General features: G+C 48.6%; 18 protein-coding genes and 2 other annotated features. Of the genes, 6 read left to right on the top strand and 12 right to left on the bottom strand.

Features of this window, described 5'->3' with window-relative positions:
- Positions 1-21: 21 nt before the first annotated feature.
- From tatA to F0220_RS06785, 4 genes are all read right to left on the bottom strand, one after another.
- On the bottom strand, positions 22-270 hold the full coding sequence (gene tatA, locus F0220_RS06800) for a twin-arginine translocase TatA/TatE family subunit (RefSeq protein WP_036668966.1): 249 nt from the start codon (positions 268-270) through the stop codon (positions 22-24).
- Positions 271-478: 208 nt separating this feature from the next.
- Positions 479-964, bottom strand: a complete 486-nt coding sequence (locus F0220_RS06795) for a MogA/MoaB family molybdenum cofactor biosynthesis protein (RefSeq protein WP_017690080.1) — start codon at positions 962-964, stop codon at positions 479-481.
- A gap of 37 nt (positions 965-1,001) precedes the next feature.
- Positions 1,002-1,493 carry a cyclic pyranopterin monophosphate synthase MoaC gene (moaC, locus tag F0220_RS06790; RefSeq protein ID WP_308737321.1) on the bottom strand — a complete coding sequence of 164 codons (492 nt, stop codon included), beginning with the start codon at positions 1,491-1,493 and terminating at the stop codon, positions 1,002-1,004.
- A 27-nt stretch (positions 1,494-1,520) separates the two neighbouring features.
- Positions 1,521-2,159: a 5-formyltetrahydrofolate cyclo-ligase gene (locus tag F0220_RS06785; RefSeq protein ID WP_105597679.1), complete on the bottom strand. Its 639-nt coding sequence runs from the start codon at positions 2,157-2,159 to the stop codon at positions 1,521-1,523.
- A 279-nt stretch (positions 2,160-2,438) separates the two neighbouring features.
- Between F0220_RS06785 and F0220_RS06780 the strand changes: the two genes are divergently transcribed.
- A complete protein-coding gene (locus tag F0220_RS06780; protein ID WP_105597678.1) occupies positions 2,439-4,397 on the top strand; it encodes an ABC-F family ATP-binding cassette domain-containing protein in 1,959 nt (652 codons plus the stop codon).
- A 651-nt stretch (positions 4,398-5,048) separates the two neighbouring features.
- Here the strand turns inward: F0220_RS06780 and F0220_RS06775 are convergent.
- From F0220_RS06775 to F0220_RS06745, 7 genes are all read right to left on the bottom strand, one after another.
- Positions 5,049-6,608: a 2-isopropylmalate synthase gene (locus tag F0220_RS06775; protein WP_105597677.1), complete on the bottom strand. Its 1,560-nt coding sequence runs from the start codon at positions 6,606-6,608 to the stop codon at positions 5,049-5,051.
- Between the two features lie 332 nt (positions 6,609-6,940).
- Positions 6,941-7,277 (bottom strand) — a binding site (T-box leader).
- 67 nt (positions 7,278-7,344) lie between these two features.
- Positions 7,345-7,703: a binding site (T-box leader), on the bottom strand.
- 323 nt (positions 7,704-8,026) lie between these two features.
- Positions 8,027-9,082, bottom strand: a complete 1,056-nt coding sequence (tsaD, locus tag F0220_RS06770) for a tRNA (adenosine(37)-N6)-threonylcarbamoyltransferase complex transferase subunit TsaD (protein WP_036611272.1) — start codon at positions 9,080-9,082, stop codon at positions 8,027-8,029.
- A complete protein-coding gene (gene rimI / locus F0220_RS06765; RefSeq protein WP_036668955.1) occupies positions 9,079-9,600 on the bottom strand; it encodes a ribosomal protein S18-alanine N-acetyltransferase in 522 nt (173 codons plus the stop codon). The genes tsaD and rimI overlap by 4 nt, the downstream gene beginning before the upstream one ends.
- A 238-nt stretch (positions 9,601-9,838) precedes the next feature.
- On the bottom strand, positions 9,839-10,690 hold the full coding sequence (tsaB, locus tag F0220_RS06760; RefSeq protein ID WP_374954364.1) for a tRNA (adenosine(37)-N6)-threonylcarbamoyltransferase complex dimerization subunit type 1 TsaB: 852 nt from the start codon (positions 10,688-10,690) through the stop codon (positions 9,839-9,841).
- A complete protein-coding gene (gene tsaE / locus F0220_RS06755; RefSeq protein ID WP_091015397.1) occupies positions 10,690-11,172 on the bottom strand; it encodes a tRNA (adenosine(37)-N6)-threonylcarbamoyltransferase complex ATPase subunit type 1 TsaE in 483 nt (160 codons plus the stop codon). The genes tsaB and tsaE overlap by 1 nt, the downstream gene beginning before the upstream one ends.
- 266 nt (positions 11,173-11,438) lie before the next feature.
- A complete protein-coding gene (locus F0220_RS06750; RefSeq protein ID WP_026081228.1) occupies positions 11,439-11,615 on the bottom strand; it encodes an H-type small acid-soluble spore protein in 177 nt (58 codons plus the stop codon).
- A gap of 4 nt (positions 11,616-11,619) precedes the next feature.
- Positions 11,620-11,916 carry a hypothetical protein gene (locus tag F0220_RS06745; protein WP_091015398.1) on the bottom strand — a complete coding sequence of 99 codons (297 nt, stop codon included), beginning with the start codon at positions 11,914-11,916 and terminating at the stop codon, positions 11,620-11,622.
- A 248-nt stretch (positions 11,917-12,164) separates the two neighbouring features.
- Between F0220_RS06745 and F0220_RS06740 the strand changes: the two genes are divergently transcribed.
- From F0220_RS06740 to ligD, 5 genes are all read left to right on the top strand, one after another.
- A complete protein-coding gene (locus F0220_RS06740; RefSeq protein ID WP_017690092.1) occupies positions 12,165-13,079 on the top strand; it encodes a non-homologous end joining protein Ku in 915 nt (304 codons plus the stop codon).
- Between the two features lie 316 nt (positions 13,080-13,395).
- Positions 13,396-14,265: a VOC family protein gene (locus F0220_RS06735; protein ID WP_105597675.1), complete on the top strand. Its 870-nt coding sequence runs from the start codon at positions 13,396-13,398 to the stop codon at positions 14,263-14,265.
- A gap of 177 nt (positions 14,266-14,442) precedes the next feature.
- Positions 14,443-15,540, top strand: a complete 1,098-nt coding sequence (locus tag F0220_RS06730) for a GerAB/ArcD/ProY family transporter (protein ID WP_179198473.1) — start codon at positions 14,443-14,445, stop codon at positions 15,538-15,540.
- A 53-nt stretch (positions 15,541-15,593) separates the two neighbouring features.
- On the top strand, positions 15,594-16,544 hold the full coding sequence (locus F0220_RS06725) for an ATP-dependent DNA ligase (protein ID WP_105597674.1): 951 nt from the start codon (positions 15,594-15,596) through the stop codon (positions 16,542-16,544).
- 39 nt (positions 16,545-16,583) lie between these two features.
- Entirely contained in the window at positions 16,584-17,474 is an 891-nt protein-coding gene (gene ligD, locus F0220_RS06720; RefSeq protein WP_105597673.1) for a non-homologous end-joining DNA ligase, read from the top strand.
- A 55-nt stretch (positions 17,475-17,529) separates the two neighbouring features.
- Here ligD and F0220_RS06715 read toward each other — a convergent pair whose 3' ends face one another.
- Positions 17,530-18,441 carry a YitT family protein gene (locus tag F0220_RS06715; protein WP_036668942.1) on the bottom strand — a complete coding sequence of 304 codons (912 nt, stop codon included), beginning with the start codon at positions 18,439-18,441 and terminating at the stop codon, positions 17,530-17,532.
- Positions 18,442-18,638 lie beyond the last annotated feature (197 nt).

The raw sequence follows: 18,638 nt of genomic DNA, 5'->3' as shown, positions 1-18,638 counted from the left end.
TCTCTTTCATTGCCGTCAAGATTATTCCGGCAGGCGTTTATCAGCAGGCTTGTCTGCAGGTGTGCTCTCAGCTGCCAGCGGTTTCGCCTTCTCCTGCTCTTTGCGATTGGACGAGTCATCCTCAGAGATAATCTCGCGAGCGCCTTCTTTAAATTCACGGAAGGTACGCCCAACTGCACGTCCCAGTTCCGGAAGTTTGTTGGGTCCAAACAACAACAATGCAATCACGGCCAGCAAAATAAAACCCGTAGGTCCAATGGAACTAAACATTGATATTCCTCCTCGTCTCAAGCTTCGAAGATGCACATACTCGGCCAGATGTTCAAAGATGTCTCTGCTGCGTTCTTAATTTAAGCCCATCATACCATAGATGTAACCACTTACATAACCCGCAAAATTCACAAATAAGAGATGTCACTAGAACAATCTAACAACAGTCATGGCTAATCGGATATCTTGCCCCAGAGTCCATGCTCGATTATTGCTTGAACTGACCCGTAACCATCAGCAGCGCTTCCGGAAGCTGATCCATAATGGCAGCCAGATGTTCGTGCACACCCTTTGGTGTACCTGGCAGATTAACAATCAGCGTACGTCCACGAATGCCACATACCCCGCGGAACAGCATTGCAGAACGGTTTTTGCTCATTACACTGTACCGCATGGCCTCTGCCATCCCGGGAACTTCCCGCTCAATTACGCGCCGGGTCGCTTCCGGAGTAATATCACGAATGGCCAGCTCCGTTCCACCGGTAGTCAGTACCAGATCGGCGTGAAAATAATCCGTCATCTCAATCAAAGCCGCAATAATCTCATCGGGTTCATCCGGAACGATACGGTACTCCACGATTTGACCACCCAGCTCTTCTTCCACCAGCTCCCGAATGACTTGTGCACTCGTATCCTCACGTTCCCCGCGGGCTCCTTTGTCACTGGCTGTCAGGATTGCTGTTCTCCACACCATAAAGATCACCCTTCTCCTCTATGAAAATAAATATTGCCTATCGGCTGTAATCACCGTTTTTGCCACCACTCTTGGAATTCAGCATGGTTGGACCGATAATCATATCTTTTTGCATGGCCTTGCACATGTCATAGACCGTCAGTGCTGCAGCTGAGGCAGCCGTGAGCGCCTCCATCTCAACACCCGTTTTGCTTTCGGTTTTGACAGTAACTTCAATGTGTAATTCATCCACTCCATTATCATGAAAACGAATATCCACACCCGTCAGTGCCAGCGGATGGCACATCGGAATCCAATCCGACGTTTTCTTCGCGCCTTGAATCCCGGCAATCTGAGCCACAGCCAGAACATCACCTTTGCCGATTCGGCCCTCCCGAATCGCTTCCAGTGTATCTGGATTCATCGTCACTTTCGTTACGGCCACAGCCGTACGTACGGTAATTTCCTTACCTGAAATATCAACCATCCGGGCCCGCCCCTGTTCATTAAAATGGGTCAGTTTTCCACCCGAAGCCTGGCCGTTGTTCACTTCTGAACTCAATCACATCACAACCCTTTATTCGATATGTAATATACCTTCGGTTGTTATCAACAGATCAATCCTCAGATCGAGCAGGTCCATCGGGATATCCTCTTGTAACTGACCCGGCAATACCATCGCAGCCATCAACGGTTTCTTGCCCGTCATCGCACATGTTGCTGCAAGCGTCTCGGCAAAACGATCATAATAACCGCCACCATAACCAATACGCCCGCCATGGAGATCATAACCAAGTCCCGGTACCAATACGAGATCGATATCCGGCCAATCATCAGGCGTCAGGACTTCACAGGAATCCTTGGGTTCCGGTATCCCCCATATGCCTGGCTCCAGATCTTGTTCTCCGGCCACCCGCCGTAACTCCATTCGAGGTGGATTCGCCAAGACTTTTGGTGCAAACATCACATCTCCATGATTCCAGCCCTCTTGAAACAGAAAAGCTGTGGACGCTTCGCTTCCATAGGACAAATAACTGAATATGACGAGTGGTTTGTTCACAACCTTGCTCTTGGCCTGTCTAAGGCGCTCCAGCTCCTGCTTCACTCCAGCGTTAATCTTAGTCATCGCCTGCTGATGCATGCTTGCATCCATCAGATCACGGCTCTGTCTCAGTCTGGATCGAAGCTGACTTTTCAGTTCCGCATGATCCTGCATATCCTTGAATAACCTCCTGTTGATAGGGAAGGTAGAAAAAAGCTCTCATTAAAAACAATTTATATGTTATGACCAGTTGTCATCTTGTTGAAATGGTTAAAATGATTCATTTTCTGCAAAATCCTCATGTAATAACATGCCTTCTTTCAGTTTATCATTGATTGATCAAAAAGACTACATACCCCATGCGTTCCCAATCGGTGCAATTGCTCTGTATTTCATGTAAACTGGGATATAGTTGTCATATCAAGAACTGGACCTATGGAGGAACTTAATTTTATGCTGCTGCAAGTATCCGGAATTATCAAACGTTTTGGTGTCGATCCAATCCTGGACGGCGTGAACTTACAAATATTAGAACGCGAGCGCATCGGCCTCGTTGGCGTAAACGGTGCAGGGAAATCCACTTTGCTCAAAATTGTAGCCGGTGAAATGTCCTATGACGGAGGACAGATTTTCAAGTCCAAAGAAACAACGCTCGGTTACCTCGCTCAGAACAGCGGGCTGCAATCCGACCGTAACATCTGGGAAGAAATGATGAACGTCTTCGCTCACCTGACACAGGCTGAAGCTGATTTGCGTCAGATGGAACGCGATATTGCCGACCCTGCCCAGATGGAAGATGAGAAAAAGTATGCTGACCTGCTGGAACGTTATGCGAAACGCTCCGATTGGTTCAAGGACCATGGCGGTTATGAAATGGAAACCCGTATTCGCAGCGTACTGCACGGGATGGGATTCGGCGAATTTTCGCCAGACACCCCCATTGCTACTCTGAGCGGCGGGCAGAAGACACGCCTTGCCCTTGCTCGTATTTTGCTTCAGGCACCCGACCTGCTCATGCTGGACGAGCCTACCAACTATCTCGATATCGCCACCCTTACTTGGTTGGAAGATTATCTGAGAGGTTATTCAGGCGCACTGCTCGTGGTATCCCACGACCGGTACTTCCTTGATCGACTCGTAACAACCATCGTTGAGATCGAACGTCACCGCTCCAAAAAATATACGGGCAATTACAGCCGTTATATGGAGCTCAAAGCTGCCGAGTATGAAACTCAGATGAAGCAATATGAGAAACAACAGGGTGAAATCTCCAAGATGGAAGATTTTGTTCAGAAAAATATTGTCCGTGCGTCGACGACCAAACGCGCTCAAAGTCGCCGCAAAGCCCTCGACAAAATGGAGCGGCTTGATAAACCGATGGGAGATCTGAAAAAAGCCCATTTTTCCTTCGAAACTGCCGTGATGTCAGGCAAGGAAGTGCTTCGAGTGGATCAGCTGTCCGTCGCTTATGACGAGGCTTCTCCTTTGTTCCGCAACGTATCCTTCGATCTGCGGCGCGGGGAAACGGTTGCTCTGATTGGTCCAAACGGTATAGGTAAATCCACCATGCTGAAGTGCCTCACTGGAAGTTTACGTCCGGTGACCGGGGAGATCCAATGGGGAACAAAAGTGCAGATCGGCTATTATGATCAGGAACAGACTGGGCTCAATCCGTCCAACACGGTTCTGGAAGAACTGTGGAGTGCCTATCCCGGGATGGAAGAAGCACGCATTCGGACCGTACTGGGGAACTTTTTGTTCAGCGGTGACGATGTGCTCAAGAAAATTTCCTCCCTCAGCGGCGGTGAGAAAGCACGTGTCTCTCTCTCCAAGCTGATGCTGAAGGAAGCCAACATGCTCATTCTGGATGAGCCTACGAACCATCTCGACCTGTTTGCCAAAGAAGTGCTGGAAGCGGCATTAATGGATTATGAAGGCACCCTGCTATTCATCTCCCATGACCGGTACTTCCTCAACAAAATGGCTGAACGCATTGTCGAGCTTCATCCAGGTGGAACGGAACACTATCTCGGAAATTATGATGATTATGTGGAGAAAAAACAGGAGCTTGAGGACATCGCACGTGAAGCTGCTGAGGCACGTCAGGCTTCGTCCAAGAACTCGTCCAAATCCGATCTGAACACAGCCACAACCGAAAAATCCGGAGCGGCTTCATTCGAAGCGGAAAAACAGGCGAAGCGTGAAGAGCGTAACCGGCAACGCAAGCAGGAAGCTCTGGAACAACAGATTGCGGAGTTGGAAACGAAGATTACCGAACTTGAGACACAGATGGCTCTGCCTGAAATCTATCAGGATTATATGAAGCTGCAAGAACTCCAGCAACAATCGGAGGAACACAAAGCAGAACTCACCAAGGCATACGAGGACTGGGAAGAACTAGCTATGGAATAGTACGAATAGTACAGACTCAGATCATGGCTTGATCGGCTCCATGCAAGTATAGTTGTACCACCGGCTGATTCCTTATTGGGATCAGCTTTTGTTTGTTGAGGATGAGTATTGAAGCTATGCACCTTATGTTCTTTATGTTCCTTGAGATTGAACTCTAACATAGGGAGGTTAGGGGAGCTGTTTTGACTTTTGTCAAATTTACTCGAATGAAGAGAAATATTTTTATCCATCTGCCCCTCACACTTATCCACAAGAAAGCAAGATAGCAAGCACATTAATAAGCTTAATTATACAGCGGTAGAATAGCCTTTTGTACACAAAAACCATATTTATCCACCAAGTTATCCACTTTATCCACAACTTTGTGGATAGTAAAGAGTCATTCTATCCCCTAAACCCTTTTCCTTTCGAAAACTATACTGGTTTGGCTTTATCCTAGTTACCCACAATTTTTACTGGATATGTGGATAACTATAGTCACACCTTGACAAATGCATCCTTTCACTCCTCAATGTTCCTCCATAATAAGACAAAAGCAGACCTTTGTCATTCAAGGCCTGCCCGTCATTTATTTACTATATGCCATGCATATTTAAATCAAATTGCAATTGCTACTATTGCCGCTGTAGATGCGATCTGGCAAAAGATGTTTTACGCATGTGCTTCTTGTTCATGCTGTTCGGAAGACTCCGCCTTAAGCCCAGCAGCATTACAAGCCGCTACATAAGCCAAACCGGCAGCCATGACGATATCATTATGTGTTGCTGTTCCCCGGAACTCACGTCCTGCACGCTCCACGGTAACTACAGCTTCTGCACTTGCACCCTCTCCACCACTCAAGGCATGCATCTCCATATCTACAAATGCAATATCATCGGAAATACTTTGACCAATCGCACGGATGGTTGCATCCACGGGTCCACCGCCAACAGCAGAGTAAGAATGTTCTCCAGCGCTTGTGCGAATGCGAACGGCGGCCATTCGATCCGTCATACTGCCCGCCGTCACCTGCAATTCAACCAGTTCATAGTCCTGTGCAGGAATATTCATGGTCTGGCTAACCATCTGTAATAACTGGTCGTCACTGACCACTTTTTGCTGGTCTGCGGTTTCTTTGAATACCTCATACAATTGCTCCATCTGCTGCTCATCCGGCTCAAAACCATATTTGCGAACCCGGTCCTTCAGGGCGTGACGACCGGAGTGTTTGCCCAGAATAATCATGCTGCGTGGGATACCCAGCGCTTCCGGGTCCATAATCTCATAGGTGCTCCGATTCTTCAGCAGACCATCCTGATGGATGCCGGATTCATGCTGGAATGCATTACGTCCCACCACTGGTTTGTTGTACGCAATCGGGAAGTGCATCGCACGGCTGATCTGACGTGAAGTCTCATACAGCTGATTCAGCTTAATGTTCGTCGTTGCAGCAATTGCGTCTCCCCGAGTCTCCAGCGCCATAATCAGCTCTTCCAGTGCACAGTTCCCCGTCCGTTCTCCGATACCATTGATGGTCACTTCAATCTGGGTAGCCCCATTGGCAATCGCAGCCAAACTATTGGCTACGGCCAGGCCCAGATCATTGTGACAGTGAGCACTATAACGAACCTGATCGCCGCCTCTTGCGCCCTCACGCACCCGGCGGAACATCTCGCCATACTCATGTGGCAGGGCATAACCGACCGTATCCGGCAGATTAATAATGGTCGCTCCAGCTTCAATGGCGACTTCAACCATTTCAATCAAATCGTCCATCTTGGTACGAGCAGCGTCCATGGCTGTGAACTCTACGATGTCCGTGAACTGGCGTGCATAAGATACCATCTCACGAGCGGTAGCCACCACTTCACTGCGCGGACGGCGTAGTTGATGCTCAATATGAATATCCGAAGAAGAAATAAACAGGTGAATTCGGCGCCGTGCTGCATCCGCTGTTGCTTGAACAGCTGAATCAATATCACCTTTGACCGCACGTGCGAATCCACAGATCTCCACGTTCTGCAACTGTCTCGAAATCGCCTGAACCGCCGCGAACTCACCTGGACTGGAGATCGGGAATCCAGGCTCAATGACGTCGATACCGAGAGAAGCCAGTTGATGTGCCAGTTCAATCTTTTGCTCGGGTTGCAGACTTGCCCCTGGTGCCTGTTCTCCATCACGCAGCGTTGTATCAAAAATTTCAATCATGCGTTTGTTATTAGTTGTTGTCATATCCATCAACCTCCATCAAATTTTTATAAATAGTTTCGTTACGATCCACGTGCCACAAGAACATCCGCTAATCGCCGAGTTGTTATATATTTTGTTTGTAAATGCGTATGTTGTTTGTAGCTTAGTCCTGAGTGATCATTAAAGCCTGATGAATGTTTAGTGCCTATACTTGTTGTTCAATGTTCATTACTCGTTCGTTGTATATCCCGCTTACCCTCATGACAGAGTGTACGTCGACTTACACCCTGATCCTCTGACTTTTCAATCCCCATATGGTTCTTCCCATGCCCACCCTGCTGCCGGCAGCAAACACAAATAACCCGCCATCTCATATAAGAGACGGCGGGTTATTATCCCCTCCGCGGTACCACTCTCGCTTGATGGGCCAGGCTTGCGCCGGACTCCATCCACCTCGTCGTCTCCGATCCGCTGGATGTGCGTACACGCACGACAACAATGGAATTCGGAGAAACACCCTATAACGGGGGTTAACCGTTGCTGTGTAACACATGTTGTTGTCCATCAGGACAACTGGACGATTGATATCGTCCCCACGCTTCCACAACTCCGTTCCCGGGCGAGATTCGAATGATTCCAGCCACTGCGTCGCACCACCCCGCAGCTCTCTGAGCGCTTTATCGTTCTACTGCTCCCGTTCATCACATTTATAATATGACCTATCTTCATTCATCTTTATTTTGAAAATCAAAAAAAGCCTGCCACCTCATGCAATAATGCAAGAGACGACAGGCTGTTCACCTTCGCGGTACCACTCTTGTTGACTTCCTTCCTGTTCATTCAAGACAACCCCTGAATGCTTTCGCATATCCGGATCACTTGAAGCAGCCTGAAAGCCCCCTCAGTTATCGTCAGTTGATCCTTGTAATAACGGTCCTACCAACAACGGCCCATTCACGGAGGCAACCCGTAACCATGTACTTTGGGCCATGATCGGCCTTCGGATTCTCCCAGGGAGTCACCGTGTTCCATCGTTCCGCTTCCAGGTGAGTTTCAGGTTTCCTTCGACTGCGTTGCACCATACCGCAGCTCTCTAAGACCGGGATTGACCTTACTATTCCTGTTCATCGCGTTTATCAGTTCAGGAAAATAACTTCCTGTTTAAATTTGTAACTAATATACATTCTTCACATGCAGGCTGTCAACTCTTAATCTCAAACAGCCTGTTTATATAAACTATAAGTGCGTGTTCAAAAAGATCGGTTTTCAGTACCGAGAAGATGGGATGAAGCTAGAAATGGAGTAGCGGAGCGTAGTCAAAACTACGTGAGCAACTACAATGTTTCCGAAGGAAACATACTTCGTAAGCCTCCCCCTTCATTTCGGCTGAATTCCATCTTCGATGCTGATGATGCCGCTAGGCATCATTCGTAATCAAAAGCGGGCTTTTTGAACAACCTCTATAAGGACTGAACGGACCATTCCTCCAAGGAAAGTCCTGGATCTGCCTTCGCATCAAATTCAGCAATTTCTCCCCGCTGCCATTTCAGATATGCAGCCGCTCCTATCATGGCCGCGTTATCCGTACAATATTCCATTGGCGGGATTAACAGTTCAAGCCCTTCCTTCGTGCATCGCTCCTGTAATGCCGAGCGTAACCCCCGGTTAGCTGCAACACCACCGCATAATAACAGTTGTCGTGAACCATATTCACGAACTGCTCTAACGGCTTTTTCCACCAACACTTCAACAACAGCTTCCTGGAAACCACGTGCAACCGCAGACGGCTCCAAGGTTTCTCCGCGCATTTTGGCCTGATTGAGCACATTCAGTACAGCAGACTTCAGACCACTGAGACTGAAATCGTACGAACCCGCTTCCAGCCATACCCGTGGTAATGGCACTACATCCTCCGCTTCAGACGCCATCCGGTCCACATGCGGGCCACCCGGATAAGGACAACCCAATGCACGTGCTACTTTGTCATACGCTTCGCCTACGGCATCATCACGTGTACGACCAATCAGTTTGAACTTGCCCTCGGATTCCATATGCACGAGTTCTGTATGTCCACCGGATACGACCAGTGCCATCGCTGGATATTGCAGTTCATGAGTAAGTCGGTTGGCATAGATATGCCCCGCAATATGATGTGTGCCAATGAGTGGTTTGCCCAGTGCCATCGCCATCGTTTTGGCCGCAACGATACCCACCAGCAGTGCTCCGACAAGCCCAGGCCCCTGTGTTACGGCGATTGCACTTAGATCACGTGGACGAATGCCGGACTGTTCGATCGCTTGTTCCAGCATCAACGTAATGACTTCAACGTGTTTGCGTGAAGCCACTTCAGGTACCACTCCACCAAATGCCTTATGCGTCTCGATCTGACTTGAGATCAGATTGGACAGCACTTCTCTCCCATCCTTAACAACAGCTACCGATGTTTCATCACAGCTTGTCTCCACCGCCAAAATGTAGGATGGTGCAGAATTTATTTTTTCATTAAGTTCGTTCATGAATCCAGTACGCTTCCTTCCTCTTCGCCGCTCCGGCCTGCAGACGGCAAGTTCGCCCACATAATCATCGCATCTTCCCCATTATCGGAGTAATACCCTTTACGAAGACCCGCCGATTCAAACCCTTTTTTCTGATATAAACGCTGAGCAATGCTGTTCGAGACTCTTACCTCCAGCGTCATTCGTTCCATCCCGAGATAAGCCGCTGTACTCATTAATTCATCCAGTAACTTTTCACCAAGCTTGCGTCCACGATACGCGCCTCTGACTGCAATATTGGTAATATGGGCTTCATCCATGATGGTCCACATACCTGCATAGCCAATGGCTTTTCCTTCTAATTCCATCACCATATATTTAGCAAAATGATTGTGTGTCAATTCATTTTGAAATGCTTCTTCCGTCCAGGGCAGGGTAAAGGCCTCATGTTCAATCTCCATCACATCGGGAATATCCGCGAGTGTCATGAACCTGAACTGAAGCGTTGCTTCCTGCTTATTATTCGCCACATTGTCCATCTGCTTCCCCTCCCCTTTAGTGCGTGTTCAAAAAGACCGGTTTTCAGTACCGAGAAGATGGGATGAAGCTAGAAATGGAGTAGCGGAGCGTAGGAAAACTACGTGAGCAACTACAATGTTTCCAAAGGAAACATACTTCGTAAGCCCCCCGCTTATTTCGGCTGAATTCCATATTCGATGCTGATGATGCCACCAGGTATCCTTCGTAATCAAAAGCGGACTTTTTGAACAACCTCTTTTAGCCTTTGCGCAGCAGATTGGCTTCCGCTTCAGACAACTGGGTGTAGTTCGGCACCAATGCATGCACGTCATCACGCTGACCTGCAAGCAGCGCGGCGGCGCCAAGGCGCCCAACCCAGCGGCCTTCCAGCTCATAAGGTACGAGCTGGAGTGCCGTTCCTGCGGGGCAGCGAAGCTCCGCGGCTGCCGCAGCATGAGGGCCCGTCTCGCCGACGATCCAGACGGCTGCGGGCCGCTCTTCCGGCGCCGCCTCCGCCATGCGGGCGGCGAGGGCTTCCAGCCATCCGTCCATCTTGCGGATGGCATCAGGCGCCAAACGCCGGGGCGCATCGCTCCCGGCGGAGGCAAACAGCGCGGTGCACGCTTGACCGCGCCGTGCATCCACAAGCGGAACGATCCAGTGGACAGGGGCAGCACCTGTGCTGCCCTGGTCCGCGGATGGCGTTCCGCAAGCCCCTGCTGCGGCTTCCTCTGCCGCAGCTTCTGCCTTGGCGGCTAGGCCGCTGTGCCAGCCGCCCCAGGCGAGGGCCTGAAGGCTGGACACCCCGGCTACGGGGATGTCCCACGCCCAGGCCAGTGTCTTCGCCGCGGTCACCGCAATGCGGATGCCCGTGTACGAGCCTGGGCCAAGGCCAACGGCAATGCCGTCAAGTTGCCCAGGCTGTGTGTTGCTGGCGGCCAGCAGCTGCTCCATCACCGGTACAACGTGTACCGAATGGTTACGCTCAGCCCGTTCATTGCGTTCTTCCAGAAGCGCATGATCTTCCATCATCGCAGCTGCCATCACTGCGGTGGATGTATCCAACGCCAAAAACCGCTGACGCGGCTCTTTTTGTAAATATTCCATCATCATTTGACTCCATTCTGTCTGAACTGTCGGCACATGGCTGCATAAGTCTCGCCGTACCCATCCAGTGTAATCGTTCGATCCTCCAGGCCCGTTGTTTCAATCTGCACATGCAAATGCTCTTGCGGCAGCAATTCGGGAATGATACTCGACCACTCCACCAGACTGACTCCGGCTCCATAGAAATATTCATCAAGTCCAAGCTCATCCGCTTCTTCCAGCGATATGCGATATACATCCATGTGATATAAAGGTAGACGCCCTTCGTACTCCTTGATTAGTGTGAATGTAGGACTACTTACCACATCACGTACACCCAAATGCCAGGCAAATTTCTGTGAAAATGCCGTTTTTCCCGCGCCCAAATCACCATCCAAAGCAATCACCATGCCGGCGTTTGCCTGTCTGGCGAGTGCGAAAGCAAGTGCTTCTGTATCTGCAATGCCATGGGATTGATACACCCACTGCTCGTGCGTCTGATTCAATATTCGCCCCACCTTTGGCGGTCCAGCCGCCTGAGTTCACTTTGAACCTTATTATATCGGTCCCTTTCTTCCCCCGCAACATCCAAGGAGGCAAGCGGAAATATAACATGCATGATTAGTCATGTCTCAAAACTCGCTTCCTTCGAAGTTTCAGACACCTATTAGTAAAAACCAAAAAACCGGCACCTCTCGGTACCGGCCGTGATATGCATATATTTCAGCTTTTATTCATTCTCGAATGCTCAATAACTATATGCTACTTGTATCTACTCCTCCAAGCGGTCCACACGAACCGTCTGGGTATTTCCCGGTCTGCTGCCAACCTGAACGGTTGCCATGCCATTGGCTTCATCCACATTCTCGATCCAGACTGGATCTCCCTCCAGCGTAACGGCAATGGTATCTTTGGAATCATAGATCGCTTTGGCGCGCTTCGCATCCATCATCTTATTCATACTCCCCTTCCGGATCTTCGTGGTCTTCCCTAATCATGGTGTCTGTTGTGCTATCACCAATATAACCGTTATCTTCCGTAACCTGCCCCCCGCCTAACCCTTCATTCACCATCCGGTCAATGTCGAGCATGAACGACTCCCGATCAAGGGGCAATTCTTCCGAAGTGACCGCTTCCCAGTTTACAGCTGCAGCAGGTGTATAGAATTCTTCAGCACTTTCGGCTTTGGCAAGAGGATACGGAGAAAATGCATGCTTGTGTGCTTCTTCCTCATCACGTCTGTTTTTCAATATTGCACCTCCCGGCATATGTGCTGCGAGAATAACTACCTATCCCATGCTCATCTTCCTGTCGAAATCCAAGCATGTTTCTGTTATCATCCCCGACTCTTGCCGAACCATACGAATTGTTCGTCTACAAGACGATTATCCCTTGCGCCAGATGCCCATACTATTGAATATAAATCCGTGTTCAAAAAGTCCGGTTTTAGTACCGAGAAGATGGAATTTTTGAACAACCTTTCGAAAGGAGCCGACCTATGCATACCGTCTGGAAAGGCGCAATCAGTTTTGGCCTTGTGCATGTCCCTGTCAAAATGTTCTCGGCTACCGAAGACAAAGACATCTCGATGCGCTATATCCATAAAGTCTGCGGCAGCCCGCTCGCTTATGTTCGTCAATGTCCATCCTGTGAAGTGGACGTGAAGTGGGAAGAGATTACCAAAGGCTATGAATATGAAAAAGGAAAGTTCGTACTCTTCGAGAAAGATGAATTGGAAGCGTTAAATGATTCCACCAGCAAAACCATTACCATCCTGGATTTTGTCGACTTGACCGAGATTGACCCAATATATTTTCAGAAAACATATTACCTTTCTCCCGATCAGGCTGGTGGAAATGCCTACCAGCTCTTGATGAACGCGATGCGGGATACCGGCAAAATTGGCATCGCCAAAATCTCCATTCGCTCGAAAAGCAGTCTGGCTGCCATACGTGTGCTGGAAGATTGCCTTTCCATGGAGACGATTTTCTATCCGGACGAGATTCGTCCTGTCTCCCAGGTGCCCAACTTGCCGGAAGTGCAGAACGTGAATGAAAAGGAACTCACGATGGCAAAGCTGCTGATTGATCAATTGTCCACACCTTTTGAACCCGGTAAATACACCGATGACTACCGCAGCAAACTGCTGGATCTTATCCAGCACAAAGTGGCAGGCGAAGAAATCAAGATTGCTCCAGCCAAACCTGAAGCCAATGTGATGGATTTGATGGCTGCCTTGCAGGCAAGTATCGAGGCCGTGAAGCCTATTCCGGCTGACCCTGGGACAACAACGGCCAAGCCTAAGAAACGTGCGCCACGAAAAACGCCTGCTCAAGCGGTTGCCGGAGGAGAATCCGATACACCCGCTGCACCAGCCAAAAGAAAAAAAGCGACACCCAAACCAAAAGTTTGAATGTCGCTAAGGCAAGACCGATTACGTTATATAACTCATGTAATGAGGTTTACTCCGATCCGGCTTCACAGTCGGATTTTTTTGTTTTCAGAACTATTGAAGCAGTTCTTGTCAATAAAACTCCAGCTATAATTGTAAAATGCGATTGACGAAAGCAGATTTATATTTTATATTAACTTATGAAAAGTAACTTATTTATGAATATACAGTCACCCTGCAATTCTTCTTCAACAGCATGTCATTTAATAATCCGTTTTCAACGCATATAAACAATCAAACGAGAACACATATTATCTATGATCAGGAGGAAACAATCATGAATACAACGTATCAAATCCCTGCCACAACCCATCTGGGTGAAGTGAGTCTCCGAATTATGAACCTGGACCGTTCGATTAAATTCTATACCGATGTGGTTGGATTGAAATTGCTGGAGCGGAGTGGCAAAGTGGCTACACTCACAGCCGACGGGAAACAGTCCCTGCTGCGATTGGAAGAACTGACGGATGGAATTACCCTGCCGGAACGCTCACACGCTGGCTTGTACCATTTCGCCATCCTGCTGCCTGACCGTAAGTCCTTGGGTCTTGCTCTTCGTAATCTGGCTGCATCCGGTATCGATATCGGCCAAGGCGATCACTTGGTCAGCGAAGCCTTCTATATCTCCGATCCCGATCAGAACGGGATTGAGATCTATGCTGACCGTGCACGTGATACCTGGAAACGGGATAGCGACAATAACTACGTAATGGCAAGTGATCCTGTTGATGTGGAAAGCCTGTTTGCCATATCGGAGAATGAACCTTGGCAGGGCCTGCCTGCTGGCACCGTTATTGGTCACGTACATTTCCACGTCCGCAGCCTGGAAGAAGCCCGCAACTTCTACACCGGCGTACTCGGTTTCGATATCGTGGGTAACTTCGCCAACATGTCAGCACTATTTGTATCCGCAGGCGGCTATCATCATCATCTGGGATTGAATATCTGGGCAGGAGTGAATGCACCTGTTAATCCAGATAACGCTACAGGAATTGACTACTTCACCATTGTGTACGCCACAAAGGATCACGTGGAACAAGCACTTGATCAATTGCGTCAATCCGGCGCAGTCGTTACACAAGTGGAGGGTACCTGGTTTACGGTAGACCCACAAAATATTCGTATACGTTTGACAACTGCGAACTGATTTTGTTTAGGCGTTACAATATGTTTGCTTAACCTCATTTTAGTAAGCCCGGGTAACTGATTTCTCTACATCACAGAGAGATCGGCTGCACGGGCTTTTTGAGTTGGCTTTTATAAAACTGGCACAATTGGTGCATTCTAACCAATACATAGACAAGATATGTTAAGGAGATACCTCATGATCGAAAAGGGACGTTTGACTGTTAGACAGCTCGCTTCACTCATGTTCCTGTGTACAATTGGGGAGCAGATTCTGGTCTTCCCTTCCATGATCACATCCTACGCTCATCAGGATGCCTGGTTATCAGCCTTATTGGGAGTCGCAGGGGGCCTTGGCATACTCTTCATTATGCTTGTTGCCTACAAACTGCATCCCCGGTTGAATCTGATTCAAAATGCCCTTCGAACACTGGGACCCTGGATCGGGACCTTGTTTGGCTCTTTTTATCTCTTTTATTTCCTGATCAGTACCTCAACGTTCATTAGGGAGATTGGCGATTTTATGTCTACCCAGATCTTGCCGGAATCTCCATTACTGATTCTGCATTTGGTTTTTATGTGTGCGCTTGTCTGGGGGCTTCTGTCGGGTCTGGAGAGCATTGGTAAAACTGCAGAGGTCTTTCTTCCTCTGATCGTGTTGTTCCTGCTTATTCTGACGGTGTGTCTAATCCCCCATGTACGTTTGGCCAACATCCAACCTGTGCTGGCACAAGGGTTTCTTGATCCATTCAAAGGTTTTGTTGCTGTACTCACATATCCCTACTGTGAACTATGCATCTTCATGATGCTCTTTCCATACACCAAAAATGAGCCCCATCTGGAGAAGGACATCCTGTTAGCAGGGATGATTGGCGGATTGTTACTCACACTGACGCTAAGTATGTGTCTGCTCGTTATGGGACCATGGATGACCCAGCATCACTGGTTCGCTTCATTCAACCTTTCACAGAAGATCAATATCGGAAACTTTGTGCAACGCATCGAAGCCTTCATAGCATCGGTCTGGATTATCGCTGTTTTCTTCAAAGCCACCCTGTTCTTCTACGGTTTTGTCCTGGGCGTCGCTCACCTGTTTCGCTTGTCCAGTCACCGTTCTCTGATCCTGCCGGGTGCCATGCTTATTCTCGCCATGTCTATTCTAATCTCTCCGAACGAGCACTTTTATCTCAAGGTCGTTATTCCCTATTGGATTGATTGGGATCTGACCTGTGGCATAGCACTTCCGTTACTGCTCATTTTGGTGCATCATATGAAATCCCGTTTTCAAAAAATATAACTAAATTCCGAATTAACCTGCGCTAATTGGTTGATACGAGAGAGGAGTTCCCCATGTTCAAACCTTTGATTCCGTTCGAACCCATCTCCAGAGATACTTTGCCCACAGGGCCGCAATGGATTGCCCAGGTCAAGTGGGATGGAGTCCGTATGCTTGCCTATGAGGACGGGCAGGAGCTGCGCCTGGTGAATCGCAGATTACATGATCGAACCGCACAGTATCCCGAGCTGGTAACACCACGCAATCTATGTTCAGGCTCCTCTTATATTTTGGATGGAGAAGTTATTGCGTTGGACCCAGACACCGGAAAACCTTCGTTTTATCACGTTCTTCGACGGGATCGGATGAGCAGACCCGAAGGTATTGCCCAAGCCATACATCAGATTCCGGTCACATATATGGTATTTGATATCCTGTTTTATGAGGGGAAATGGGTGACGGATCAGCCTTTGGCAGATCGACAGCGCCTGTTGCACGAGGTCCTTAACACCGCTCCCGATGTTCAGGAGGTCACCAATACGCTTGATGCCGCTTCCCTGCTTACGGTCATGAGGCAACATCAGATGGAAGGCATTGTCTGCAAGGATCTCACCAGCAGTTATGGCATACAGGGCAAGGATCAGCGCTGGCAGAAGGTCAAAATCATGCATGATGTATATGCTATGATCGGGGGAGTCACGTACCGGAGCGGTATTGTGAATGCCGTCGCGGTCGGTGTATATGATGGGCCAAACTTTGTCTATATTGGTCATGTCGGGACTGGCAAGCTGAACTCCAATACTTGGCGGGAACTCACACATCAAGTCGAGCCTCTGATCAGGCAGGACAGACCTTTCCATAATGTACCCGAGCGCAGTGCAGAGACCACCTGGGTGGAACCACGAATAGGAGTCAAAGTGCAATATATGGAGCTGACTCACCATAACACGCTACGCCATCCCAGTATTCAGACCTTCGCAGAGGTAACCCGTGAGGATTGCCTGGCGAATCAGCTTCTTCAATGAATGTGTTCGTATATAGATTACGTATAGGAGGTGTTCCATATGGCCCCCAAGATCCAGGGAACCATCATAATAGAAGGCACAGAACTGACGGTCACAAACCCGGACAAGTTGTTATGGCCGGATGCGGGTGTTACCAAAGCCATCTATCTGCAAAAGCTGGCCGCTCTGGCTCCTTATCTGCTCACGTATACGAGCAATCGACTTCTCACCACGATAAGATATCCCCACGGCGCTGGAGGAACATTTTTCTATCAAAAGAATGCCCCTGAGCCTGTCCCAGATTATGTGCACACTGAAGTTCACGACGGCATCCGCTATGTGGTCATGAATGGACTTCCCGAATTGTTATGGCTTGGCAATCTGGCCGCACTTGAATTTCATCCTTCTCTGCATACTGTGGGAAGCCATCTGCCCAGTGAATGGATGATTGATCTGGACCCCTCTCAGGAACATGAGCCCCGGATTATGCAAGCTGCACTCATCGTTGGCGAAACCCTGACTTCCCTTGGTCTGAGGTCCATTCCCAAAACTTCGGGCGCAACAGGAGTTCAGATCATCGTTCCCATCGTGCAAGGGGTAACCTTTGATGAATTGAGAGAGGTTGGTTATTTTGTAGGCAAATATGTCACTCAAAAGCACCCGGATCTGTTCACACTGGAACGACTCAAAAAGGACCGTGGAGACCGCATTTATTTTGACTATCTCCAGCATTATGGAGGCAAGACCCTTGCCGCTCCCTATACACCACGTGCCAAATCTGGCGCCACTGTCTCTACACCCCTTACCTGGGATGAGGTTCGAAGCAACGTCTCCATCCAGGATTATCATCTGATGAACATTATTGAACGCTTGAACCAAACCGGTGATTTAATCGCAGCTGTTGAACCCCAACCCGTTGAACACATTCTCAAACATTTGAAGAAAAAATAGCCGACTCCCTCATCACAAGGGTGTCGGCTATTATCATTCATGTATATATCAATCGCTAATGGATACCTTTTTTCTTGAAACGTCCGCCCTTCACGTCATGAATGTTACCGATAGCCACAAAGGCTTGCGGGTCCCAATCTTCAACGATGGTCTTCAGCTTCGCTTCTTCCAAACGGGTGATCACGACAAAAATGATCTTTTTCTCGTCCCCGCTGAATCCGCCCTCTCCATCCAGGAAAGTTACACCACGACCAAGACGGTCTGTCAGGGCTGAACCAATATCACGATATTTCTCACTAATGATCCATACCGATTTGGACTGGTCAAGTCCTTCATTCACAATATCAATCATCTTCATCGCAATATAATATGCAATCATGGAATACAGGGCATTCGGCCAACCGAATACAAATCCTGCACCTGCGAAAATAAACACGTTAATGAACAATACGATCTGTCCTACAGACAACGGTGACTTCTCACTAAGCAAGATGGCCACAATCTCCGTACCATCCAGTGAACCGCCAGACCGAATGACAAGTCCAACACCCACACCCAGGATCAATCCGCCAAATACAGCTCCGAGCAAAGGCTCCCCTGGTGTTAATGCAGGAACATGGTGCAATAACGAAGTCCCGATGGACATGACCACGATCCCCAGCAGCGTGGATAACGCAAATGTTTTACCAATCTGCTTGTAACCCAGAATCAGGAAAGGCAAGTTGAGCAAGGTCAGGAATACGCCGAGTGGCAGATGTGTAAGTTCTGACACCATAATTGAAATCCCCGTAATCCCACCATCAATAACACCATTCGGTACGAGAAACACTTCAAGCGATACAGCCATTAGTGCAGCACCGATCAGAATCATCACAATACGTTGCAGCAGCTTTAATGTAAACACCGAGCTTTTGACCCCGCGGTCAGCTTGCTTGGCTGTTAGTTCTTTCACCGTTACATTGGACATGGTATCCCCCCCGTTAAATCAGTGTGTGAATCCATTTTATAAATCATTTAAATACTCAGGGTGAATCTACATATGGAGAACAGCAAACTGCGTTCTATATGTACCCTGGCTATACAGCGCAAGCATCTAAAGGCGATATAAAATGGATTCAAAATATTATTCATCCCGGTTTTCACTTTCAAAAGAGAGCAAAAGGG

The organism is Paenibacillus sp. 37, assembly GCF_008386395.1.
GTDB lineage: Bacteria > Bacillota > Bacilli > Paenibacillales > Paenibacillaceae > Paenibacillus > Paenibacillus amylolyticus_B.
This window is presented reverse-complemented; position numbering and strand designations above follow the sequence as displayed.